Genomic DNA, 16,445 nt, shown 5'->3' with positions numbered 1-16,445 from the left:
TTTAGTTTGTGTGACAGTTGCCTGTTGCTTTCTGAGTTCGAGGATTGATGGTGTGGTAGTTTGGCTGAAGGGGATGGGTTTAAGTTCATTAGCTTTTAGGGCTAAACCTCCCAGTAATAGCGGAAAACCATAGAAAAATCCCACTAGATTGAGGGTAGCGTTATCCATGAAGTAGGCAACAAAACCTGTGATGGTGAGTATACTACCTACTGTTAAACCAAGTGTTCCCAAAGAAATTCTGCCGAGCATAATTTAAGCTTAGTATAATTTATTTTCATCTTTTATTATCATCGCTGATTGGTGGCAGATTGGGAAAGGGATATGGAGATTTTTCCTTTTTGCGTTAACTTTAGATTTGAAGTGTTTCAAAACTGGACGCAAAAAAATGGATATTCAGACAGTTAAAGACCGAATTAGCACTGTTCAAGGTAAACGTGAGCGGTTGCTGAGTTTATTAGAACAACCCAATTTAGGAACTTTAAGGGTTGATGTCAATCAAGCTTTGGAAGAATTAGATGATTTAATTGATGAATTAAAACGGACTATTCACGAAGCAAGAAATAATTAACCTAAGTTGTTAGTTATCTAAAATTTAGGCAGGAGAAAAGGTAATTGATAATTGTCAATTGCCTTTTGCCTGATCTAATTTGTACTTTTTTAATTATTAATGATGTTGGGTTGACCAGGGTCAACCCAATTACATCAAGTCTGGCTGACATAAAAACATCCTCAAAGCCAGACACAGACTGACTTTTAAATTCTCCGACAGGTCTAATATTTCTTCTGGAAATGAAGAATACCTATGTCTGTTCCCTAACTCTCTGACTAAGGCAATGAGTTCCTTTGTCGGAATATCTTTTTTGCAAACTTTATCAAAGTTATGCCTATCTTTGTTTTGTCCAAAAGATACTTCATCTACAGAGGAATAAGCTAGAATTTGAGTATTTGGAGATATAGCTTTAATGTAATGAGATGCTGACCAACCATCCATAATTGGCATTTGTAAATCGAGAATGATCACATCAGGTTGATAGCACTGAACTATTTCTATAGCTTCTTGACCATTACTAGCTAAACCAACAACCTGGATATTTTCTTGAACAGAAAAAACTAATTGTAGGCTTAAACGAGTGAGTTCATGATCATCAACTATGAGAACGCGCAAATTAGAAGACTCACGGGACAACATTAACATTCCAGAAAAAGAATAAATATGAATCCTTATAGTTTATGAGTACAAGTGAAATACTTCACTCTATCGTATGGATGAATTTTAGCCACTAAAAGTTAATTTTTATGCAAATTTTTCATAAAAAAACTGTTTTTTTTGCATAATACTGAGGCGACAGATTCAGCACTTATGAAACTGGCATATTATCATAGTGCATCATCTCCAAAATATGTTACTCATCACCAAATATCAAGTCCAATGTCCTCAACAATATACATTTAGTCTGATAGTTGTGTAAGTCTGAAGACTATTTAACCCACATTCCGCACTTCAATAAGTAGTATACAAAACCTACATTTATGTTAATCCTTTAATCCTGGTTATCCTGATTCAGACAGTTAAATATTAATAAAAAATGGTGCTGTACTTTCGGAGAACGCACCCTACAACATGAGCGATCGCACTTGCAGCGACACAACGATTATGCGCTGCTAATTTCAACACTTCCTCTAAGTTGAAATGAATTTCCAAAAATTCCTGTACAGAGGCTTGACATTTGGTTCTCTTTATGAGAACATAGAGCTACACAAATAAGGACACAAAGTAAAGCACATATGTTTAAACTAAAAAAATTGAAATTAATAATACATTATGAAAGTAATTGGCATCGAAAATCTAACTGAATTTAGTAAGATTCATCCAGATGCTGAAATTAGTCTTAATGTTTGGCTCCAAACTGCTCAAAAGGAAGAATGGAAACACATTATAGATGTAAGAGAAGTTTATCCACACGCAGATTTTGTACAAGGCTACACAGTTTTTAATATAGGAGGAAATAAGTTTCGGTTAATTACTAAAATTACCTATAAAGTCAAGACCATTAAGATTGAGGATGTATTAACTCATAGTGAATATAATGAAGATAAGTGGAAAAAATAACGAATATTTAGAGGGTTTCGCCTCTCAATAGTCTAATTACACTACTCAGAAGCTCATAAACATCTAGGATATGGCTTTACTATGTCCCTAGTGAAAACATTCTACCCCAAAGGGGGTTGTATATGACAAATACACTAAACAAGGAAGAATACATTAAGCTACTTTCTGAAACTGTGCCACGTATAATCGACACAGAAATAGAGCATAAGCGTCTACTAAATGAAGTAGATAAATTTATGGATTTAGGGGAAAATTTGACAGATGAACAAGCTGAAGTTTTACAGTTGCTAGTAACACTAATTGAGCAATATGAAAATAAAGTCTATCAAATGAAAGCTATAACTCCCCTAGATATATTACATGAGTTAATGTCAGTAAGACAACTCAAACAAAAGGATATTGTCGAGATTTTTGGCTCAAAAGGTATTACTTCAGAAGTAATAAATGGTAAAAGAAGTATTAGCAAAAATCAAGCCAAAGCATTGGGAGATTTTTTTCATGTATCATATTCTTTGTTTTTGTAAGCAAATGGGGATAATAGCTGACTTTCTGAATCACTTCTAATGCTTTAATTGTAGCTAAAAATTGTCAGAATCAGGATGCTCAGGATTTGAGGATGTACAGGATGTTTTTTAATATTTATCTATATTTTCAGCAATTGCGCTAATTCAAATATTCCAGAATATCAAACTCAAATACAATCCTGTTAATCCTTTAATCGGTGGAAATCCTGATTCTAAAATTTATACGCTACTTAGGGCTTTCACCTTTGCAATAGCACCTTCAATATCTGGCAATTTTTGACCATGTTTTTCGGCTGTTTCTAACCATAAGTTTCGCACAATTATCAATTCTTGTAATGTTTCTTCTAAAGTTTCACCCTGTACTAAACATCCTTTTAATGCGGGAATTTCTGCTACAAAACCGCCTTCTTTACAAGGATAAACAACTATGGGATAATTCATGATTACTCTCCTTCTGTTAATTCTAATACTCGTTTAACATAAACTGATTTTACCCGATTATTATGAACTGGAATTACTTAGAAATTGCGCTAATTTAAATATTCCACAATATCAATATCAAATACAATCCTGTTAATCTTTTAATCGGTGGATATCCTGATATGGCTTGCGCCACGCTACGCTATCAGACAGTTAAATATTAATAGAAAAAGGTGCATCATCTTGTATTAATGCACCATACAAAATTAGCGTGAGAGAACTACTTTCTTCAATGGAAGAGAAATAATCTTTCTTCCACTTGTTGCTTGTTGTTTTCTTAAATCAGCACAAATAGCAGCCAAATCATAATTAAATGACTTAGCTTGTTCATCTCTTATTTTGCGAATTTCTGCCAAAACTTCATCATTCCACATAAATTATTCTCCTAACATTTCATAAGGTGTACATATTGTTGGCAATTCATACCCTAAACTATCAGCAATCTGTGAGAGTTTTTTCTGAATATAGGGGTTAGCAATGTGCTTACAATTCCATGTTAACAGATAATCCAATCCATAGACGGTAGCTGTAGCAATGTGGACAGTATCATAAGCAGCACTGGGTGGTAAATTACTTTGTTTTTGAAATTCCTGTGCTAAATTTTGTACTGGTTCTGTGATATCAAGTAAAGGAAAGTTATTTAAAACTTCTAGTCTTTTATTTACCATTTCTGCATCACCTTTTGCTATTTCTTGCAATACCAGTGGAGAAATGTAAATAGTAAAGGAGTTTCGCTGAGTGTCCCACCAGTCTCTTGTTAATTCTGCATTAGCAGCAACTATCAAATTTTTACTAGGTCTTGCTGTTAAATAACCAATAATACTTGTTTCTATGTATATTGTTTTGGTCATATTATTCCAATGCGATTACTTTGGTAAATTTACTATACTGTATTCTGTTAATCCTTTTTGTCTGAATCAGGATGTCCAGGATTTGAGGATGTACAGGATATTTTTTTAATATTCATCTACATTTTCAGAAATTGCATTTTGTCTGAATCAGGATGCACAAGATTTGAGGATGTAGAGGATGTTTTTTTAATATTAATCTACATCCTCAGAAATTGCGGTAATTCAAATATTCCAGAATATCAATATCAAATATTATCCTGTTAATCCTTTAATCCTGGATATCCTGATTCAGGCAGTTAAATATTAATAAAAAAACGGTGCGTTACATTTCATTAACGCACCCTACGAGATGAGCGATGACAATAATATTAGTTTTTAAGATAATAATTCAGTTTGATAAATTTTAAATTTTTCAGATAATCCTAAAATATCACATTTTGCCATAGTTTTAACGAGATTTATTTCCATTTCTTTTAAATAATAATAACATTGTGGTGGTCGAAAATCTGACCATTCTTCTCTTAATTCTTCTAAAGTAATTGGCGTATCAAAACTGAATGGTTTTTTAAAGAAAATAGCAAAAGCATTTGGTGAATTTTCATAATATTTTTGAAAAGTTTCATAGTTAATACCAGCTTTATCTTTGACAATTCTCCAAAGTTTATTTGGAGACATTTCTACAACTTTCTCTACTTCCAGAACTCCCAACAATGCTTTTTCAGGAGATGTAGCATAAACAAGAATTAGATCACCTTCATTTAGATGCCGAGGTCTAACACGACGCAATTCGACCCGTTTATTACCATCAAATATCATGTTTGTATATTTATGGTGTATAGATAATAGAAGTACATTTGGAGACATAAGACTCATGTTTATATAGGCATTTGTTTTCCTACATTATATAACATTTTAAACTCTTCTGATTTTATTTTTGAAGATGATTGAACTGAAATTCTCCGTCCCAAAATTTTATTAATATCTGCCAACTTTATTGGATTTGTAAATAACTCAGTATCGCTAAATTTAACAGCCATAATATTTTTATCTAAATCATTTTTAGCAGTTTCCATAACATCTTGAAAACTATATACTCCAAGTCTTCTAAAACGTTTATGCAACTCTTTAGGCTTGCCAATTACAATTTCATCAATGTGAGAACAAGCGCGAATAGCTCCAACAATATGAGAACTGTTTTTACCAGTACGAGATTTACTGACATACCATAAAATTCTCCCGGGAGCTTGCATTGCCCTTTTTGCACAGTAGTAAACAACTTCACGTTTCAGAGCAATTTCTTCTTTTGCCCCCCATAAAATTTCACTTGCTAATTCTTTATCAAATAAATCTTTAGCCCACCATAATTGAATGGGAATAATAAAGGTAGGAATGTCAGCATTAGTAATTTTGGCTGGATAAAGCATTCTCTCAATATCTGCCATAATCTCTGGATTATGAAGCAAATCTTGATTTGCTAAAACATTTACTATTGGTAGATATTGTTCATATCCTTTACCAGATTCTTTGCACAAATTATCAAGGTAATAGGAAACATCTGCTGCGTTCTGTGAAATCGCTAAGTTAGCTCTTAACCATCCATCTTCAATCTTGAAAAATCTATCTTCTAGAAGTGAGTTTATGGTTTCATCATTCAAGAAATTTTCAGTAATTCTAGTAAATTGTCTATTTTCACTAGCAGATATTGAAAAACATTGAAAAATACAACGACGCAATATAGTTGGAGTTATATTACTATTTCTAAAGCGAAATATAGGAATTTTTAATTCTTCATTCTCTGTTCTATCATAAACTATCAAAGCAATTGGTGCTAATAATTTTTTACCGACTGTAAAACATTTGAATTGTTTTGTATTTGAGAGAAAATAGCGGATTTTTTTACTAAAATCAGTTTTTCTTTCACCTTGAGAATAGTCCAAAAATAGATCAACTATTGATTCTAATTCTCCACTTTGAACACGAGTTTCTTCTATATCAGTTCCTACTAACCGTTGTGGTTGATACTCTATTTCTCTGCGTAATTCATCCAGCTTAATAATAAAATTTATAGGGTCAATAATAATCAGATTAAATTCTTGATAAATTTCTTCCTCAATTTCTTCTAGTAACCGCTTATCTCTTGTTATAAAATAAGGAGTATTTATCTGAGAAGTAATAACTCTAGCAATTTGACGCATATCAGAAGCATCGCTAGGTTTCATATTTTCAGGAAAGAATCTCCGTAGACGCTGACAAATATTATCAAATTCTTCTTGAATACAGGGTAGTAATGTAAAGTGACTTATTGCTGTACGTAATTTTTCTCTTTTCTTACCATCTGGATTTCTATTTATTTCATTATTTATTTCATCAGTTAAACATAGTTCTATTTCTGAATCTAACCAATCAGCAATTAAAACTCTAGATTCATTGCTTTCTTCATCAATTTTTTCATTTTCCACTAAATCAAAGAAAATATTGGCATCTATAGCTACACATAGCTTAGAGTCAGTTATTTGATAAGTAAGATTAGTTAATAAATTGTCATGTCCATAATCTAACCACCATTGAGTTAATATACTACCTTTTTTACTTTTACCTGGTTTTTCATTCCGAGCTACAAATCCCAGTGCTGACCACATACCATCTAAGTTGTAGTCTCTTCTACAGCTTAACAGAATGCCATTAAGATGCTTAGTTTTAATTTTTAACTCATCAATCAATAATTTTGCTATTCCTCTGTTTCGCCAATTTGTATCAACACAAAGATGTGTTATTCTAACTCGACAATGACGACGATTAATACCATATAAAAGATATCCAACACAACCTATGTCTGAAGCAATACATCCTAAAATACGATTTTCTTTAGCTAGATCATGGAAAGCTCCGAATGGCAAAAAACCGAGAGTTTTTGCATTTGTATTTCCTAAATTAATTATAGTTTCTAGATATTCAGAATCTACACTTATTTCCTCTACTCTGAATTTAATAGAATGTTGTTCATTCATAGAATTTCATTTACTCCATATGTATGTGTTATTCAAAACCCTTGTAGAGACGCACCCCAAACGCCTCTACAAAAAACCCCTAAATCACAAAACCTCCCTACCCAAATAAACCTGCAACACCTCCGGTACTTTAATCGTCCCGTCAGCTTGCTGATAATTCTCCAAAATCGCCGCCATAGTCCTACCCACAGCCAAACCAGAACCATTTAAAGTATGCACAAACTGCGTCCCTTTTTTACCAGATTCCTTAAACCGAATATCCGCCCTTCTGGCTTGAAAATCAACACAATTAGAACAACTAGAAATCTCTCGATACTTCCCAGCAGAAGGCAACCACACCTCTAAATCATAAGTTTTTGTTGCCGAAAAACCTAAATCAGCAGTACATAAATTAATCACCCGATAAGGCAATTTTAAAGCCTGTAAAATACCCTCAGCACTTCCAACTAATTTCTCCAATTCATCAAAAGAATTTTCCGGTTTTACTAACTTCACCAACTCAACTTTATTGAATTGATGCAACCGAATTAAACCCCGCATATCCCGTCCATAACTTCCCGCTTCCCGCCGAAAACATGGCGTATATGCAGTATGATAAATTGGTAATTCTTCCCCGTTGATAATGTCCCCTCGATACAAATTAGTAACCGGAACTTCTGCGGTGGGAATTAACCATAAATCATCCTCTGCACATTTAAAACTGTCCTCTGCAAACTTGGGTAATTGTCCAGTTCCCGTTAAAGAATCAGTATTTACTAACAACGGTGGACTAACTTCAATATAGCCATTTTCAATATGTTTAGAAAGCATAAATTGAATTAACGCTCTTTCTAAACCTGCACCCGCACCTATCAAACTCACAAACCGAGTTTGGGCAATTTTTACCGCTCTTTCAAAGTTCAAAATTCCCAACTTTTCGCCGATTTCCCAATGGGGTACAATATTCGGATTTTCGAGTTTATATTCATCTCCCCATATTTTCACTTCTTGGTTATCATCTTCACTTTTACCAATGGGGGTAGAATCACTGGGAAGGTTAGGAAGTGCTAAGAGTAATTGGTGAATTTGGGCTTTTAACTCCTTTTCCTGGGGTTCTAATGAGCTTAATGTGATTTTGAGGCTGTTTCCTTCATCCTTTAAAGCCAGAATTTCTGCATCTTGAGGATTAACACCAGATTTTACCTTGTGTCCCACCAGTTTACCAATTTCATTACTCCGGGCTTGGAGTTCATTGCGTTTTACTTCCAATTCCCGTTGTTGTTGACTCAAATCTAAGATAGGCTGAATCTCGTATTTACCACTACGAGTATTCAACTTTTCTTGTACTAATTGGGGATTTTCTCTAATTTGTTTAATATCCAGCATTGGTGAATTTCGTTAAGTTTTGTCAATTATACTTGATTGAGATGATTAATCGTAGGGGTTTAACAATGCTCATAGGTGTCAACTTAAGCTACAAATAGCTTATTTGTTTAGCTTCCAAACCCGCCCGGAACTTAAGTTCCGGTCTAATAGCCAAAGTAAACTAAAGTTTACTAAAAAATTTTCGGGTTATTTAGTCATCTTTAGATGACTTTTGCTATGAGACTGGGAATTCATTCCCAGGCGGGCTATGGGTTTTACGTTAAGTTGACACCTATGAACAATGCTAAATCCTATATACTAATATCACATTTCTTATCTGCGTTCATCTGCGTTCATCTGCGTTTGATTATGATCAGTGGTAAAATTACCAAATATGGTTGATAATTAGTTCAGATACTCTTCTCCATTACCTAAGCGTTAAGGAGTTTTCAGCAATGATGACAACTCAATCAGTTATTTTAAATATCAAAAATGTTGGTTTAAGTGATGAACAATTTTATAAATTATCTCAAATTAACGAATATTATAAATTTGAACAAACTGCTAAAGATGAATTAATTATTCTCCCTCCTTCTAATCTAATTACTGGTAATAGAGAAGCAGAATTAAATGGAAATTTGATGATTTGGAATCGTCAAACTAAGCTAGGAAAAGTATTTAGTTCTTCCACTGTTTTTACTCTACCTAATGGTGGTAAACGTTCTCCTGATGTGGCTTGGATAGCTAATGAACGTTGGGAATCTTTAAGCATTACAGAAAAAGAGAAATTTGCGAAAATTTGTCCTGATTTTGTCATAGAACTGCGTTCTCGTACTGATTCTTTAAGTCAATTACAGGAGAAAATGCAGGAATATCTTAATAGTGGTTTACGTTTAGGTTGGTTAATTGATCCTCAAAATCAACAAGTAGAAATTTACCGTCAAAATCAATCTGTAGAAATAGTATCATTACCGACAAGTTTATCGGCAGAAAATGTTTTACCAGGATTTATTTTAGAACTACCTGTTTTCAAAGATTAGGATACTACAACCACTGTCAATTATGGTTTATTAATCCGATTTATTAACCACAAAGATGCTAATAAACCTGCAAAATGCGCTGATACAGTATTTGTATTTGCCTGGACTATGAGCATATCTAAACCGCTAATAATCCGAGTTGGGTCAAATAATTGAGTAGTTGCGGCTTGAGGAGATATTGACCTAGCTACCAATGTACCAACAATCGCCTGCGCTCCCAACAGGGTGACTAATATGCCGCCTAAATTTATCCATAGTCCCAAACGTAATACTTGCAGGGTTTCCGCCTTGCGGGGACGATTACTAGCATTAGGGGATTCTAGTTTTTTGCCAATTCTGGTGTAGCGATAAGCCAAGTAAATACCAACGCCCAACAGAATTATGCCACAAATTGCTAAAAATACACCAAAGCCTGTGCCTGGATTATTATTGGGGCTGTTGGCTTTTTGACTAAAAATGCCAAATAATAAGACAATTATTCCAGAGATGACACCTAATACCAACTGAATCCATAAACTAATCCAACCTGCTAGGCGAAATTGTTGGGCGATAGCCCGGATATTAGATGATGGTGTTTCGGAGTTTTGTGACATATAAAAATTAAAAATTAAAAGTTAAAAACAACTTCCGTTTGTTGTCTGTTAGCTGTTACCTGTTTCCAGAATAATTGATAATGGTTTAAGTCTACTGAAAATTTCCGACTTAAAAATTAGTTATGGATTTTACCGTTTTGCAATCTACTTTCCTGTTAACTTTCCTCTTATCAGTTGGTTTATTTTTCTTTATACGTGCTTCAACTAAAGACCGTACAGAAATGATGCGCTTGACTTCGGATCAGGACGAAAATACATTCATGACTTCATTAAAGGAGTATTTTCGCTCTCGTGCTTATCGAGTTTTAGCGGTAGACTCTGCCAAAAATCAAGTCACTTTTGAGGGATTTGTCAGCCCTAGCTGGTTTTTAGCGGTATTTTTGACTGTATTAGCTGCTGTGGGTTTAGGTTGTCTGGCGTTGGTTTTATCAATGCTTTTTCCCGATTTTGGGCAGTTTTTTCTGGGAATAATCCTATTTTCGCCTTTAAGTGGGTTATTGTATTGGAAAAAATCTGGAAGACTTGAGAAGGTGTCACTCAAGATGGAAAATATCCTGAGTGGACAAGACTTCTCAAGTATAATTACTGTGACTGCCCATAGAGATGAACTGGCTGAGTTACAAAGGGCATTACAGCTAAAGACGCTGGACACTTGATTGATTTTTGGGGATAAAAACCAGCATTCTCTACATTCATGTAGGCTTCTGACTAAAATTTTGAGTAAATCAGCAGTAGGAAGGAAAAATTCTGCTTGTGCTGTTAATCTTCCTGATGCCTGAAATGTCATAAGGAAAAATTTAAATTGGTGGACAGAGCTTGATAGTAGTCCAAATTAATGAGAGCATAAATAATTCATGCTTCATTTTTTGGATGACCTTGGCTCTGTCGCTATTCTCTTGGTGTATAAGCTGATAATAAACTGATTCATCTAACCAAATTTAGTTGATGAGAAATTAATTATGCCATGACTTGAGAGAATTCATTTAAACCCTACTGGCAAATTCAACAACAAAATTAAAAAAAGGAATTTTTGAATAACCTGGTCAAAATTACCAGTTAATTATTCACAGATTCAGAAGTCACACTTACAAGATATGATGGTCATTTGTTGTTTAGTTACTGGCAACAGCAACAGCAACAGCAACAGGTTCTTGTGCTGTTGGTGATTCTAAAGTCCTAAGACTAGGGAACAAGAAATGATTCTCTTCTACGTATTGAGCGCCAAACAGACCTTTTTCCGCCCAGAAATAACGGTCTGTTGTATGTTCATTACGTTTTACTAGTAGCAGCGCGGGTGGCAAAATACCTTCAGCTTGAATAAATTTTCTTGCTGCTGTCACAGGTTTATCTTCGCCACTTTCAATGCTGTACTGAGGAATATGCTCAAGTATGCGCCGTCCTTCCTGCCTCCGACGACTCTTCCGCTTACGTCTCCGTGCCAACCTATTGTCCTCCTGTTTCAAGCTATAGACTGTAGTTATGGCTACAAAATCCGTCGTCATTATATAAGTTCTATCTCAAAAAATCAATAGTTTTTAATGTTTTGATACAACTGGGGAAAAAACAATTAAAAATCAAGAATTAAAAATTAAAAAATCGCTGCCTTTTCAGTCATTACTTGTTACCTCTTCCCCCATTACCAGATTAAACTAGATAGCTATAAGCCTTGATTGGGGGCTGGGGACTGGGGACTGGGGACTGGGGACTGGGGACTGGGTAATTTTCTTCTTCCTTGCTCCTGACTCGGTGACTCCTGACTCGGTGACTCCTGACTCCTAGATTCTTTCTTCCTCCTAGATTCCTGAACTCATGCTAATGTCTGCCAGTTCTGATTTCCTTGCTCTATGTCGAGAACAAATAGCCCTGCTAACCCAAGGAATGGGAGCATCTTTTACGGTGGTTTATTTAACACAGGAACTGGTAGAAAAGCCTATAAGTGAGGCGCGACTAATTCCGGTAATGGTGTATCCAGAGACTATAGCATTAAATTCTAGTAATGAATATGGTGAACCAGAGAATAGCTATTCTGTAAGGCTTGCTAATGTTTTAGCATTCCCAAATCAGCAACCGAGGTTATTAAAACCGACTTCTGTATCTTCTCATCCGTCGGTGGAATCGGAAACAACAGAAAAACAAAACTTACACGATGAACAGGATGAATACTTACTCAGTCATAACCAAATTGTTTTACCCCTGATTTATGAGGGTGTAATGATGGGCTTATTGGTGACTGCGAGGGACGATAGGGAATGGAATCAACGGGAAGAGGGGGAAATTGAACGCATTGCCAAAACTTTAGCGATCGCTTGCATTATAGACCAGCGGAGGGCTTGGTTACAACACCAACTCCAGCAAGAACAAATTTTGCAAGAGAGACAACGGGATTTATTAGATAATCTTTTGCATCAGTTTCGTAACCCCTTAACTGCTATCCGCACCTTTGGTAAGTTACTATTTAAGCGAATGCGACCGGTTGATCCTAATCGGGAAGTAGCAACCAGTATAGTCAGGGAGAGCGATCGCTTGCAAGAACTATTGCAACAATTTGATCAGGTTATTGATTTAAATACAGCAGATTTAGCACCTCTACCTCTACCAGAATCAAAGGTTGTTATTAATGAAAATGTGCAAAAGCCAGTTAAACCTGCATTATTATTGCCCGGAACAGGAGAACAATTAACTGATTGTTGTCTAGCAGATTTATTAGCACCTTTATTAATATCGGCTCAAGCTATTTCCCAAGAAAGAAATTTACAATTAATTACGGAAATTTCCCACTATCTACCTTTAGTAAAAGTGAATGAAAAAGCATTAACAGAAGTGTTGAGTAATATTATAGATAATGCTTTGAAATATACTCCCCCCGGTGGAAAAATCTTAGTCCAATGTGGGCAACAGAAAGGAAATTTACAAGGTATTGCTATTAGTGATACAGGTCCTGGTATTCCTCCAGAAGATTTAGAACATCTTGGAGAAAGACATTATCGAGGTGTACAGGCAAAAACAGAAATACCCGGAACTGGTTTAGGAATTAGTATTGCTAAACAGTTAATAGCAGAAATGCAGGGAAGTATAGAGGTTTTCAGTCCGGCCATTCACTCAATTATCACATTACCGCATATCCCAGGAACTACATTTATAATTTGGCTACAGTCTGTTGATTAAGTGATAGAAGTTTTATATTTAATTGGATATATGCTTAGAGGGTGTTTGGAAAGTTTTGAATGTATAGACTGACCCCTCTCCAAACCTCTCCCCTGCAAGGGGAGAGGCTTTAAAACCCCCATTCCCTTGCAGGGAAGGGGGGTAGGGGGGTTAGGTTTTTGGAGATTACGGGTTTGATATAATACTTTTCAAACAACCTCTTAGAGAATAAAAATAGTTTTTACATAAAAATAAAGCGACATTGCCCCATAATTCAGGGAAACAATCGCTTTATTCGTATTATAAAATTCACAACTTCAAAACTATTAAGTAGGTGAACGGAAAAAACCGTAGACGCGAAGCGGCTTCTCGAAGAGTAATATGTAACGAAAAGTAAAATCGGCCAAACCCTCTTCACTCTTGCCTCTGGTTACTGAGCGAAGTCGAAGTATTGCCTCTTGCCTAGTGCCATAACGACGATTTTCAATGCTAACCTACTTAACTCTATTGACGAGTGATCACCAAATTTGAAGTCAGGGTAATAGCTAAATCTTGTTCTGGTCTGAGGACAAAAACATCAGCTTTTTGTTTCCGCAATAGTACACTAGCTAAAGCACCCGCTGCTGCACCACCCACAGGTTCTAAAACTTCAATTTTCTTGTTACCTGTAATTAGGGAAATCACACTAGCTGCACCGGCACCAATAGCAGCATCAGTTAATATTTGTCCAGTGCTTGATCCCTTGGAGATTGTTTCTGTTTTGGTTATGGTTCGGGAATTAGCAAAAATCTGTTGTCGTTGTCCAGAAGGAAATACTAATTCTCTGGCTACAAACCGGACACCTTGCTGATTATTCCCAGAAGATCGAGTATTTAATCTTACTGGTTGTAATTCACCAATCACTTCAGTATTGGCAGGAATTAAAATATTTCTGTTGCTATCAGTAACATTGTCAGCTATTTTCAGAGTTAGGGCTAATGTTTCACCCGGTTTGACAATAACTTTTTCCTTTTCGTAGGTAACAGGTAAAGTTACATTAGCGGGAATACTAATTGTGCGCGATTGATTAAGATTGTATCCTTGGGCCAGAACAGGACTAAAAGATAATAACGGGGTAGCTGCACCTGTGGTAATGGCTATGGCCATGAGTGCAGCGGTGCGAGATTGCCAACGGGTAGAACGACTCATGATAAGATTGCCCATAATATGTGATATGTATGGTGACGTGGGTTGGCTAGGATAGTTTCTGGACAATTGTTAATTAAGCATAAGCACTGCATACTTACGTTTTCTTTTTTTAATTGGTTTTTAGAGCTAATCGTTGAGGAAGTTGTAAAAATAATTTACCTTCTGCATCAACTTTTGATTTAAGTTTTATTTGCATATAATTAACTCCTTAATATCTTTCATTATTATATTACTAATTTTCAAAAAATAATACTTCTACCGCTACCCTTATGGAATAAAATATTAATTTAATTTTCGTAGGTTGGGTAGAACGAAGACCAAACCCAACAAAATCCCCCAAATGTTGGGTTATGGCTTCGCCACACTTCGTGAACGTACCTCAAACCAACCTACACCATTAATAATTGTTTAACAGCAGCGTTGATGATTTTTTCGCTCTCTGTTTGAGTTTGTGTTAGTTTGGTTTCTAGTTCATCACATAGTTTCATTAATTTATCTACTTTGGTAACGATGCGTTTTTGTTCATTAAATGGTGGTAATGGGATAGGAGTCATCCTAAGTTTTGCTTGGGATATATTCATTTGACTTTCAGCCATACCAGATTTTTGAGTTTCTATAAAACTTTGAGAAAATCCAGTATTTAGGATGAGAACAATAAAATCTGGAAATATAAATGGCTCAAATAAATGAAATCGAATAATTTTATCTGAAATCATTAATTTAGGGCGCGTTTTTTTAACTAAACAACATATTCCTACTCTATTTTTTGGACCTGCACGAGTTATGAGTAAATCTCCTACCTGAACTTCATAATCTGGACGTGGTTCTAAATGTTCAGGAAGTTCTTTATGTTCTTCCTCTTTATAAACTAATGGTTGAACGGCTGTAGTTTTTAAAACTCCCCATTTGCTTTTATCTAACGTCGGATGATTTTTACAAGCAGGACTCCAACCCGAATCCATTAAAGCAATTATTTGATTTAAACTAACTAATTCCCATTGTTTTGGAATTTGGTATAAATTACCATCTATGACTATTGATTGCTCATTTTTAATCTTCCCTTCTTTAATTAACCGTTCCTTTTCCTTCTTAATTCTCTCCAACAAAACCGCCGCAGGTTCATCATTTGCATTTTGCGGTACTAGCTTACCCATAACAGCCAGTTGGAGAATAGCTTGACGCAATTTACCAATATTTTCTGGCGCACTGTAGAGAATGTCAAAATTATCGCCAATGCGTTGCCAATTTTTGGTGAATGTCTCTGGTGTCTCAGCAGTGAGGAGTTTGTTTAAAGCTGCATTATTTATTAATATGCGGGTTTCCCGTTTCTTTTTTTGACGTGCTTCTAATTCGTCGCACAGTTTCATTAATTCATCTACTTTTGTAACAATGCGTTTTTGTTCTGCAAGTGGTGGGAGAGGGGCTATAGTATGAATAATTTTTTCTCTAGAAATATTTGGTTGCGCTCCCCCTGCACCTTGAGAAGAAAAAATATTTTTATATGCTTTTAAAACAATAAAAAGGTAGAGATTATAAAAACCTTTAAAACAAGTACAAGCACATACCGCTTGATTAGTTGTTGATTGTGTTTCTAGTATTGCAACTTTACCAATGGTTGCTCCATACATTGCTATTAAAACATCTCCTGGTTGATTTAATCTAAGAGAACAATTTTTAAAAGCTAATTCTGTAATATGTTCTTCCGAGTTTATTATATATCCATCATTCAATTCCCCAGATTTAAACCATTTAATTAAACCACTATAATATTGTGAATTTTTACGATCTGGAGTAGCACCTGCACCCCAATCTCCTATTTCTCCAAGTCTTATCCATTGCCAATTATTAGGAATTTTGTAAAGAGTTTCACCTAAAGTTATAGGTGGTAAAGGTTTAGATTTTCTAATTTTCTTTTCCTTAACTAACCGTTCCTTTTCCTTTTTAATTCTCTCCAACAAAACCGCCGCAGGTTCATCATTTGCATCTTGGGTCACTAACTTACCCCTCACCGCTAAATCTAAAATCACCTGAGTTCGATGTAAGAAAACCAGCTAAAAATGAGTATTCAAAAGGGTTAGAGGCTTTTCTGGAAAGAGCCTATATTCTCAATAAACATTAATTATTGAGAATTAATAGGAAACCAGCCTAGATTTAAGTAAATTT

The 16,445-nt window shown here is 35.1% G+C and carries 18 protein-coding genes and 1 pseudogene; 6 read left to right on the top strand and 13 right to left on the bottom strand.

What is annotated here, in order from left to right:
- Positions 1–249, bottom strand: a 249-nt coding sequence (locus PN450_RS01810) for a DUF2854 domain-containing protein (RefSeq protein WP_271835240.1), incomplete at its 3' end; no start/stop codon positions are given.
- A gap of 136 nt (positions 250–385) precedes the next feature.
- Here PN450_RS01810 and PN450_RS01805 point away from each other — a divergent pair.
- Positions 386–568 (top strand): hypothetical protein, encoded by a 183-nt coding sequence (locus PN450_RS01805; protein WP_148759966.1) that lies wholly within the window; start codon positions 386–388, stop codon positions 566–568.
- 222 nt (positions 569–790) lie between these two features.
- Here the strand turns inward: PN450_RS01805 and PN450_RS01800 are convergent.
- Positions 791–1,195 (bottom strand): annotated as a pseudogene (locus tag PN450_RS01800) (response regulator); the annotation flags it as partial.
- Positions 1,196–1,576: 381 nt separating this feature from the next.
- Complete coding sequence (locus PN450_RS01795; RefSeq protein WP_256370331.1) at positions 1,577–1,702, bottom strand: hypothetical protein; 126 nt, start codon at positions 1,700–1,702, stop codon at positions 1,577–1,579.
- Positions 1,703–1,822: 120 nt separating this feature from the next.
- Between PN450_RS01795 and PN450_RS01790 the strand changes: the two genes are divergently transcribed.
- Both PN450_RS01790 and PN450_RS01785 read left to right on the top strand, forming a co-directional pair.
- Complete coding sequence (locus PN450_RS01790) at positions 1,823–2,110, top strand: type II toxin-antitoxin system HigB family toxin (protein ID WP_096668045.1); 288 nt, start codon at positions 1,823–1,825, stop codon at positions 2,108–2,110.
- 122 nt (positions 2,111–2,232) lie between these two features.
- On the top strand, positions 2,233–2,634 hold the full coding sequence (locus PN450_RS01785; RefSeq protein WP_148759968.1) for a helix-turn-helix domain-containing protein: 402 nt from the start codon (positions 2,233–2,235) through the stop codon (positions 2,632–2,634).
- Positions 2,635–2,853: 219 nt separating this feature from the next.
- Here the strand turns inward: PN450_RS01785 and PN450_RS01780 are convergent, their stop codons facing one another.
- The 6 genes from PN450_RS01780 to serS form a co-directional block, all read right to left on the bottom strand.
- Positions 2,854–3,075, bottom strand: a complete 222-nt coding sequence (locus PN450_RS01780; RefSeq protein WP_271835239.1) for a type II toxin-antitoxin system HicB family antitoxin — start codon at positions 3,073–3,075, stop codon at positions 2,854–2,856.
- Between the two features lie 245 nt (positions 3,076–3,320).
- The gene (locus tag PN450_RS01775) at positions 3,321–3,488 is read right to left on the bottom strand and encodes a hypothetical protein (protein WP_168466228.1); all 168 of its coding nucleotides are present in this window, start codon (positions 3,486–3,488) and stop codon (positions 3,321–3,323) included.
- Between the two features lie 3 nt (positions 3,489–3,491).
- Positions 3,492–3,965 (bottom strand): type II toxin-antitoxin system VapC family toxin, encoded by a 474-nt coding sequence (locus PN450_RS01770; RefSeq protein ID WP_271835238.1) that lies wholly within the window; start codon positions 3,963–3,965, stop codon positions 3,492–3,494.
- A gap of 375 nt (positions 3,966–4,340) precedes the next feature.
- Positions 4,341–4,829 carry an ASCH domain-containing protein gene (locus PN450_RS01765; RefSeq protein WP_267904377.1) on the bottom strand — a complete coding sequence of 163 codons (489 nt, stop codon included), beginning with the start codon at positions 4,827–4,829 and terminating at the stop codon, positions 4,341–4,343.
- Positions 4,830–4,840: 11 nt separating this feature from the next.
- Positions 4,841–6,973, bottom strand: coding sequence for a GNAT family N-acetyltransferase (locus tag PN450_RS01760; protein ID WP_271835237.1), 2,133 nt, complete (start codon positions 6,971–6,973; stop codon positions 4,841–4,843).
- Between the two features lie 84 nt (positions 6,974–7,057).
- Positions 7,058–8,338, bottom strand: a complete 1,281-nt coding sequence (gene serS, locus PN450_RS01755) for a serine--tRNA ligase (RefSeq protein WP_271835236.1) — start codon at positions 8,336–8,338, stop codon at positions 7,058–7,060.
- A 434-nt stretch (positions 8,339–8,772) separates the two neighbouring features.
- Between serS and PN450_RS01750 the strand changes: the two genes are divergently transcribed.
- Complete coding sequence (locus PN450_RS01750) at positions 8,773–9,357, top strand: Uma2 family endonuclease (protein WP_271835235.1); 585 nt, start codon at positions 8,773–8,775, stop codon at positions 9,355–9,357.
- 20 nt (positions 9,358–9,377) lie between these two features.
- On the opposite strand, the gene PN450_RS01745 is transcribed toward PN450_RS01750, so the two are convergent.
- Positions 9,378–9,950, bottom strand: coding sequence for a DUF3611 family protein (locus PN450_RS01745; protein ID WP_271835234.1), 573 nt, complete (start codon positions 9,948–9,950; stop codon positions 9,378–9,380).
- Between the two features lie 122 nt (positions 9,951–10,072).
- Between PN450_RS01745 and PN450_RS01740 the strand changes: the two genes are divergently transcribed.
- Positions 10,073–10,606 (top strand): cofactor assembly of complex C subunit B, encoded by a 534-nt coding sequence (locus PN450_RS01740; protein WP_015080140.1) that lies wholly within the window; start codon positions 10,073–10,075, stop codon positions 10,604–10,606.
- Positions 10,607–11,062: 456 nt separating this feature from the next.
- On the opposite strand, the gene PN450_RS01735 is transcribed toward PN450_RS01740, so the two are convergent.
- Positions 11,063–11,392: a DUF3155 domain-containing protein gene (locus PN450_RS01735; RefSeq protein WP_015080139.1), complete on the bottom strand. Its 330-nt coding sequence runs from the start codon at positions 11,390–11,392 to the stop codon at positions 11,063–11,065.
- A 367-nt stretch (positions 11,393–11,759) separates the two neighbouring features.
- Between PN450_RS01735 and PN450_RS01730 the strand changes: the two genes are divergently transcribed.
- A complete protein-coding gene (locus PN450_RS01730; RefSeq protein ID WP_271835233.1) occupies positions 11,760–13,115 on the top strand; it encodes a sensor histidine kinase in 1,356 nt (451 codons plus the stop codon).
- A 483-nt stretch (positions 13,116–13,598) separates the two neighbouring features.
- On the opposite strand, the gene PN450_RS01725 is transcribed toward PN450_RS01730, so the two are convergent.
- Positions 13,599–14,282 carry a conjugal transfer protein TrbI gene (locus PN450_RS01725; RefSeq protein ID WP_271835232.1) on the bottom strand — a complete coding sequence of 228 codons (684 nt, stop codon included), beginning with the start codon at positions 14,280–14,282 and terminating at the stop codon, positions 13,599–13,601.
- Positions 14,283–14,671: 389 nt separating this feature from the next.
- On the bottom strand, positions 14,672–16,309 hold the full coding sequence (locus PN450_RS01720; RefSeq protein ID WP_271835231.1) for a restriction endonuclease subunit S: 1,638 nt from the start codon (positions 16,307–16,309) through the stop codon (positions 14,672–14,674).
- Positions 16,310–16,445 lie beyond the last annotated feature (136 nt).

Source organism: Dolichospermum lemmermannii CS-548, from assembly GCF_028330815.1.
Classification (GTDB): domain Bacteria; phylum Cyanobacteriota; class Cyanobacteriia; order Cyanobacteriales; family Nostocaceae; genus Dolichospermum; species Dolichospermum lemmermannii.
Note: the sequence above shows the minus strand (reverse complement) of the source record. Positions and strands in the feature narration are given on the sequence as shown.

What these genes read in the sequence shown, in the direction of transcription:
- PN450_RS01805 (WP_148759966.1), top strand. Translation starts at nt 386, where the DNA reads ATGGATATTCAGACAGTTAAAGACCGAATTAGCACTGTTCAAGGTAAA.
- PN450_RS01790 (WP_096668045.1), top strand. Translation starts at nt 1,823, where the DNA reads ATGAAAGTAATTGGCATCGAAAATCTAACTGAATTTAGTAAGATTCAT.
- PN450_RS01765 (WP_267904377.1), bottom strand. Translation starts at nt 4,829, where the DNA reads ATGTCTCCAAATGTACTTCTATTATCTATACACCATAAATATACAAAC.
- PN450_RS01725 (WP_271835232.1), bottom strand. Translation starts at nt 14,282, where the DNA reads ATGAGTCGTTCTACCCGTTGGCAATCTCGCACCGCTGCACTCATGGCC.
- PN450_RS01775 (WP_168466228.1), bottom strand. Translation starts at nt 3,488, where the DNA reads ATGTGGAATGATGAAGTTTTGGCAGAAATTCGCAAAATAAGAGATGAA.
- serS (WP_271835236.1), bottom strand. Translation starts at nt 8,338, where the DNA reads ATGCTGGATATTAAACAAATTAGAGAAAATCCCCAATTAGTACAAGAA.
- PN450_RS01760 (WP_271835237.1), bottom strand. Translation starts at nt 6,973, where the DNA reads ATGAATGAACAACATTCTATTAAATTCAGAGTAGAGGAAATAAGTGTA.
- PN450_RS01785 (WP_148759968.1), top strand. Translation starts at nt 2,233, where the DNA reads ATGACAAATACACTAAACAAGGAAGAATACATTAAGCTACTTTCTGAA.
- PN450_RS01770 (WP_271835238.1), bottom strand. Translation starts at nt 3,965, where the DNA reads ATGACCAAAACAATATACATAGAAACAAGTATTATTGGTTATTTAACA.
- PN450_RS01740 (WP_015080140.1), top strand. Translation starts at nt 10,073, where the DNA reads ATGGATTTTACCGTTTTGCAATCTACTTTCCTGTTAACTTTCCTCTTA.
- PN450_RS01745 (WP_271835234.1), bottom strand. Translation starts at nt 9,950, where the DNA reads ATGTCACAAAACTCCGAAACACCATCATCTAATATCCGGGCTATCGCC.
- PN450_RS01780 (WP_271835239.1), bottom strand. Translation starts at nt 3,075, where the DNA reads ATGAATTATCCCATAGTTGTTTATCCTTGTAAAGAAGGCGGTTTTGTA.
- PN450_RS01750 (WP_271835235.1), top strand. Translation starts at nt 8,773, where the DNA reads ATGATGACAACTCAATCAGTTATTTTAAATATCAAAAATGTTGGTTTA.
- PN450_RS01730 (WP_271835233.1), top strand. Translation starts at nt 11,760, where the DNA reads ATGCTAATGTCTGCCAGTTCTGATTTCCTTGCTCTATGTCGAGAACAA.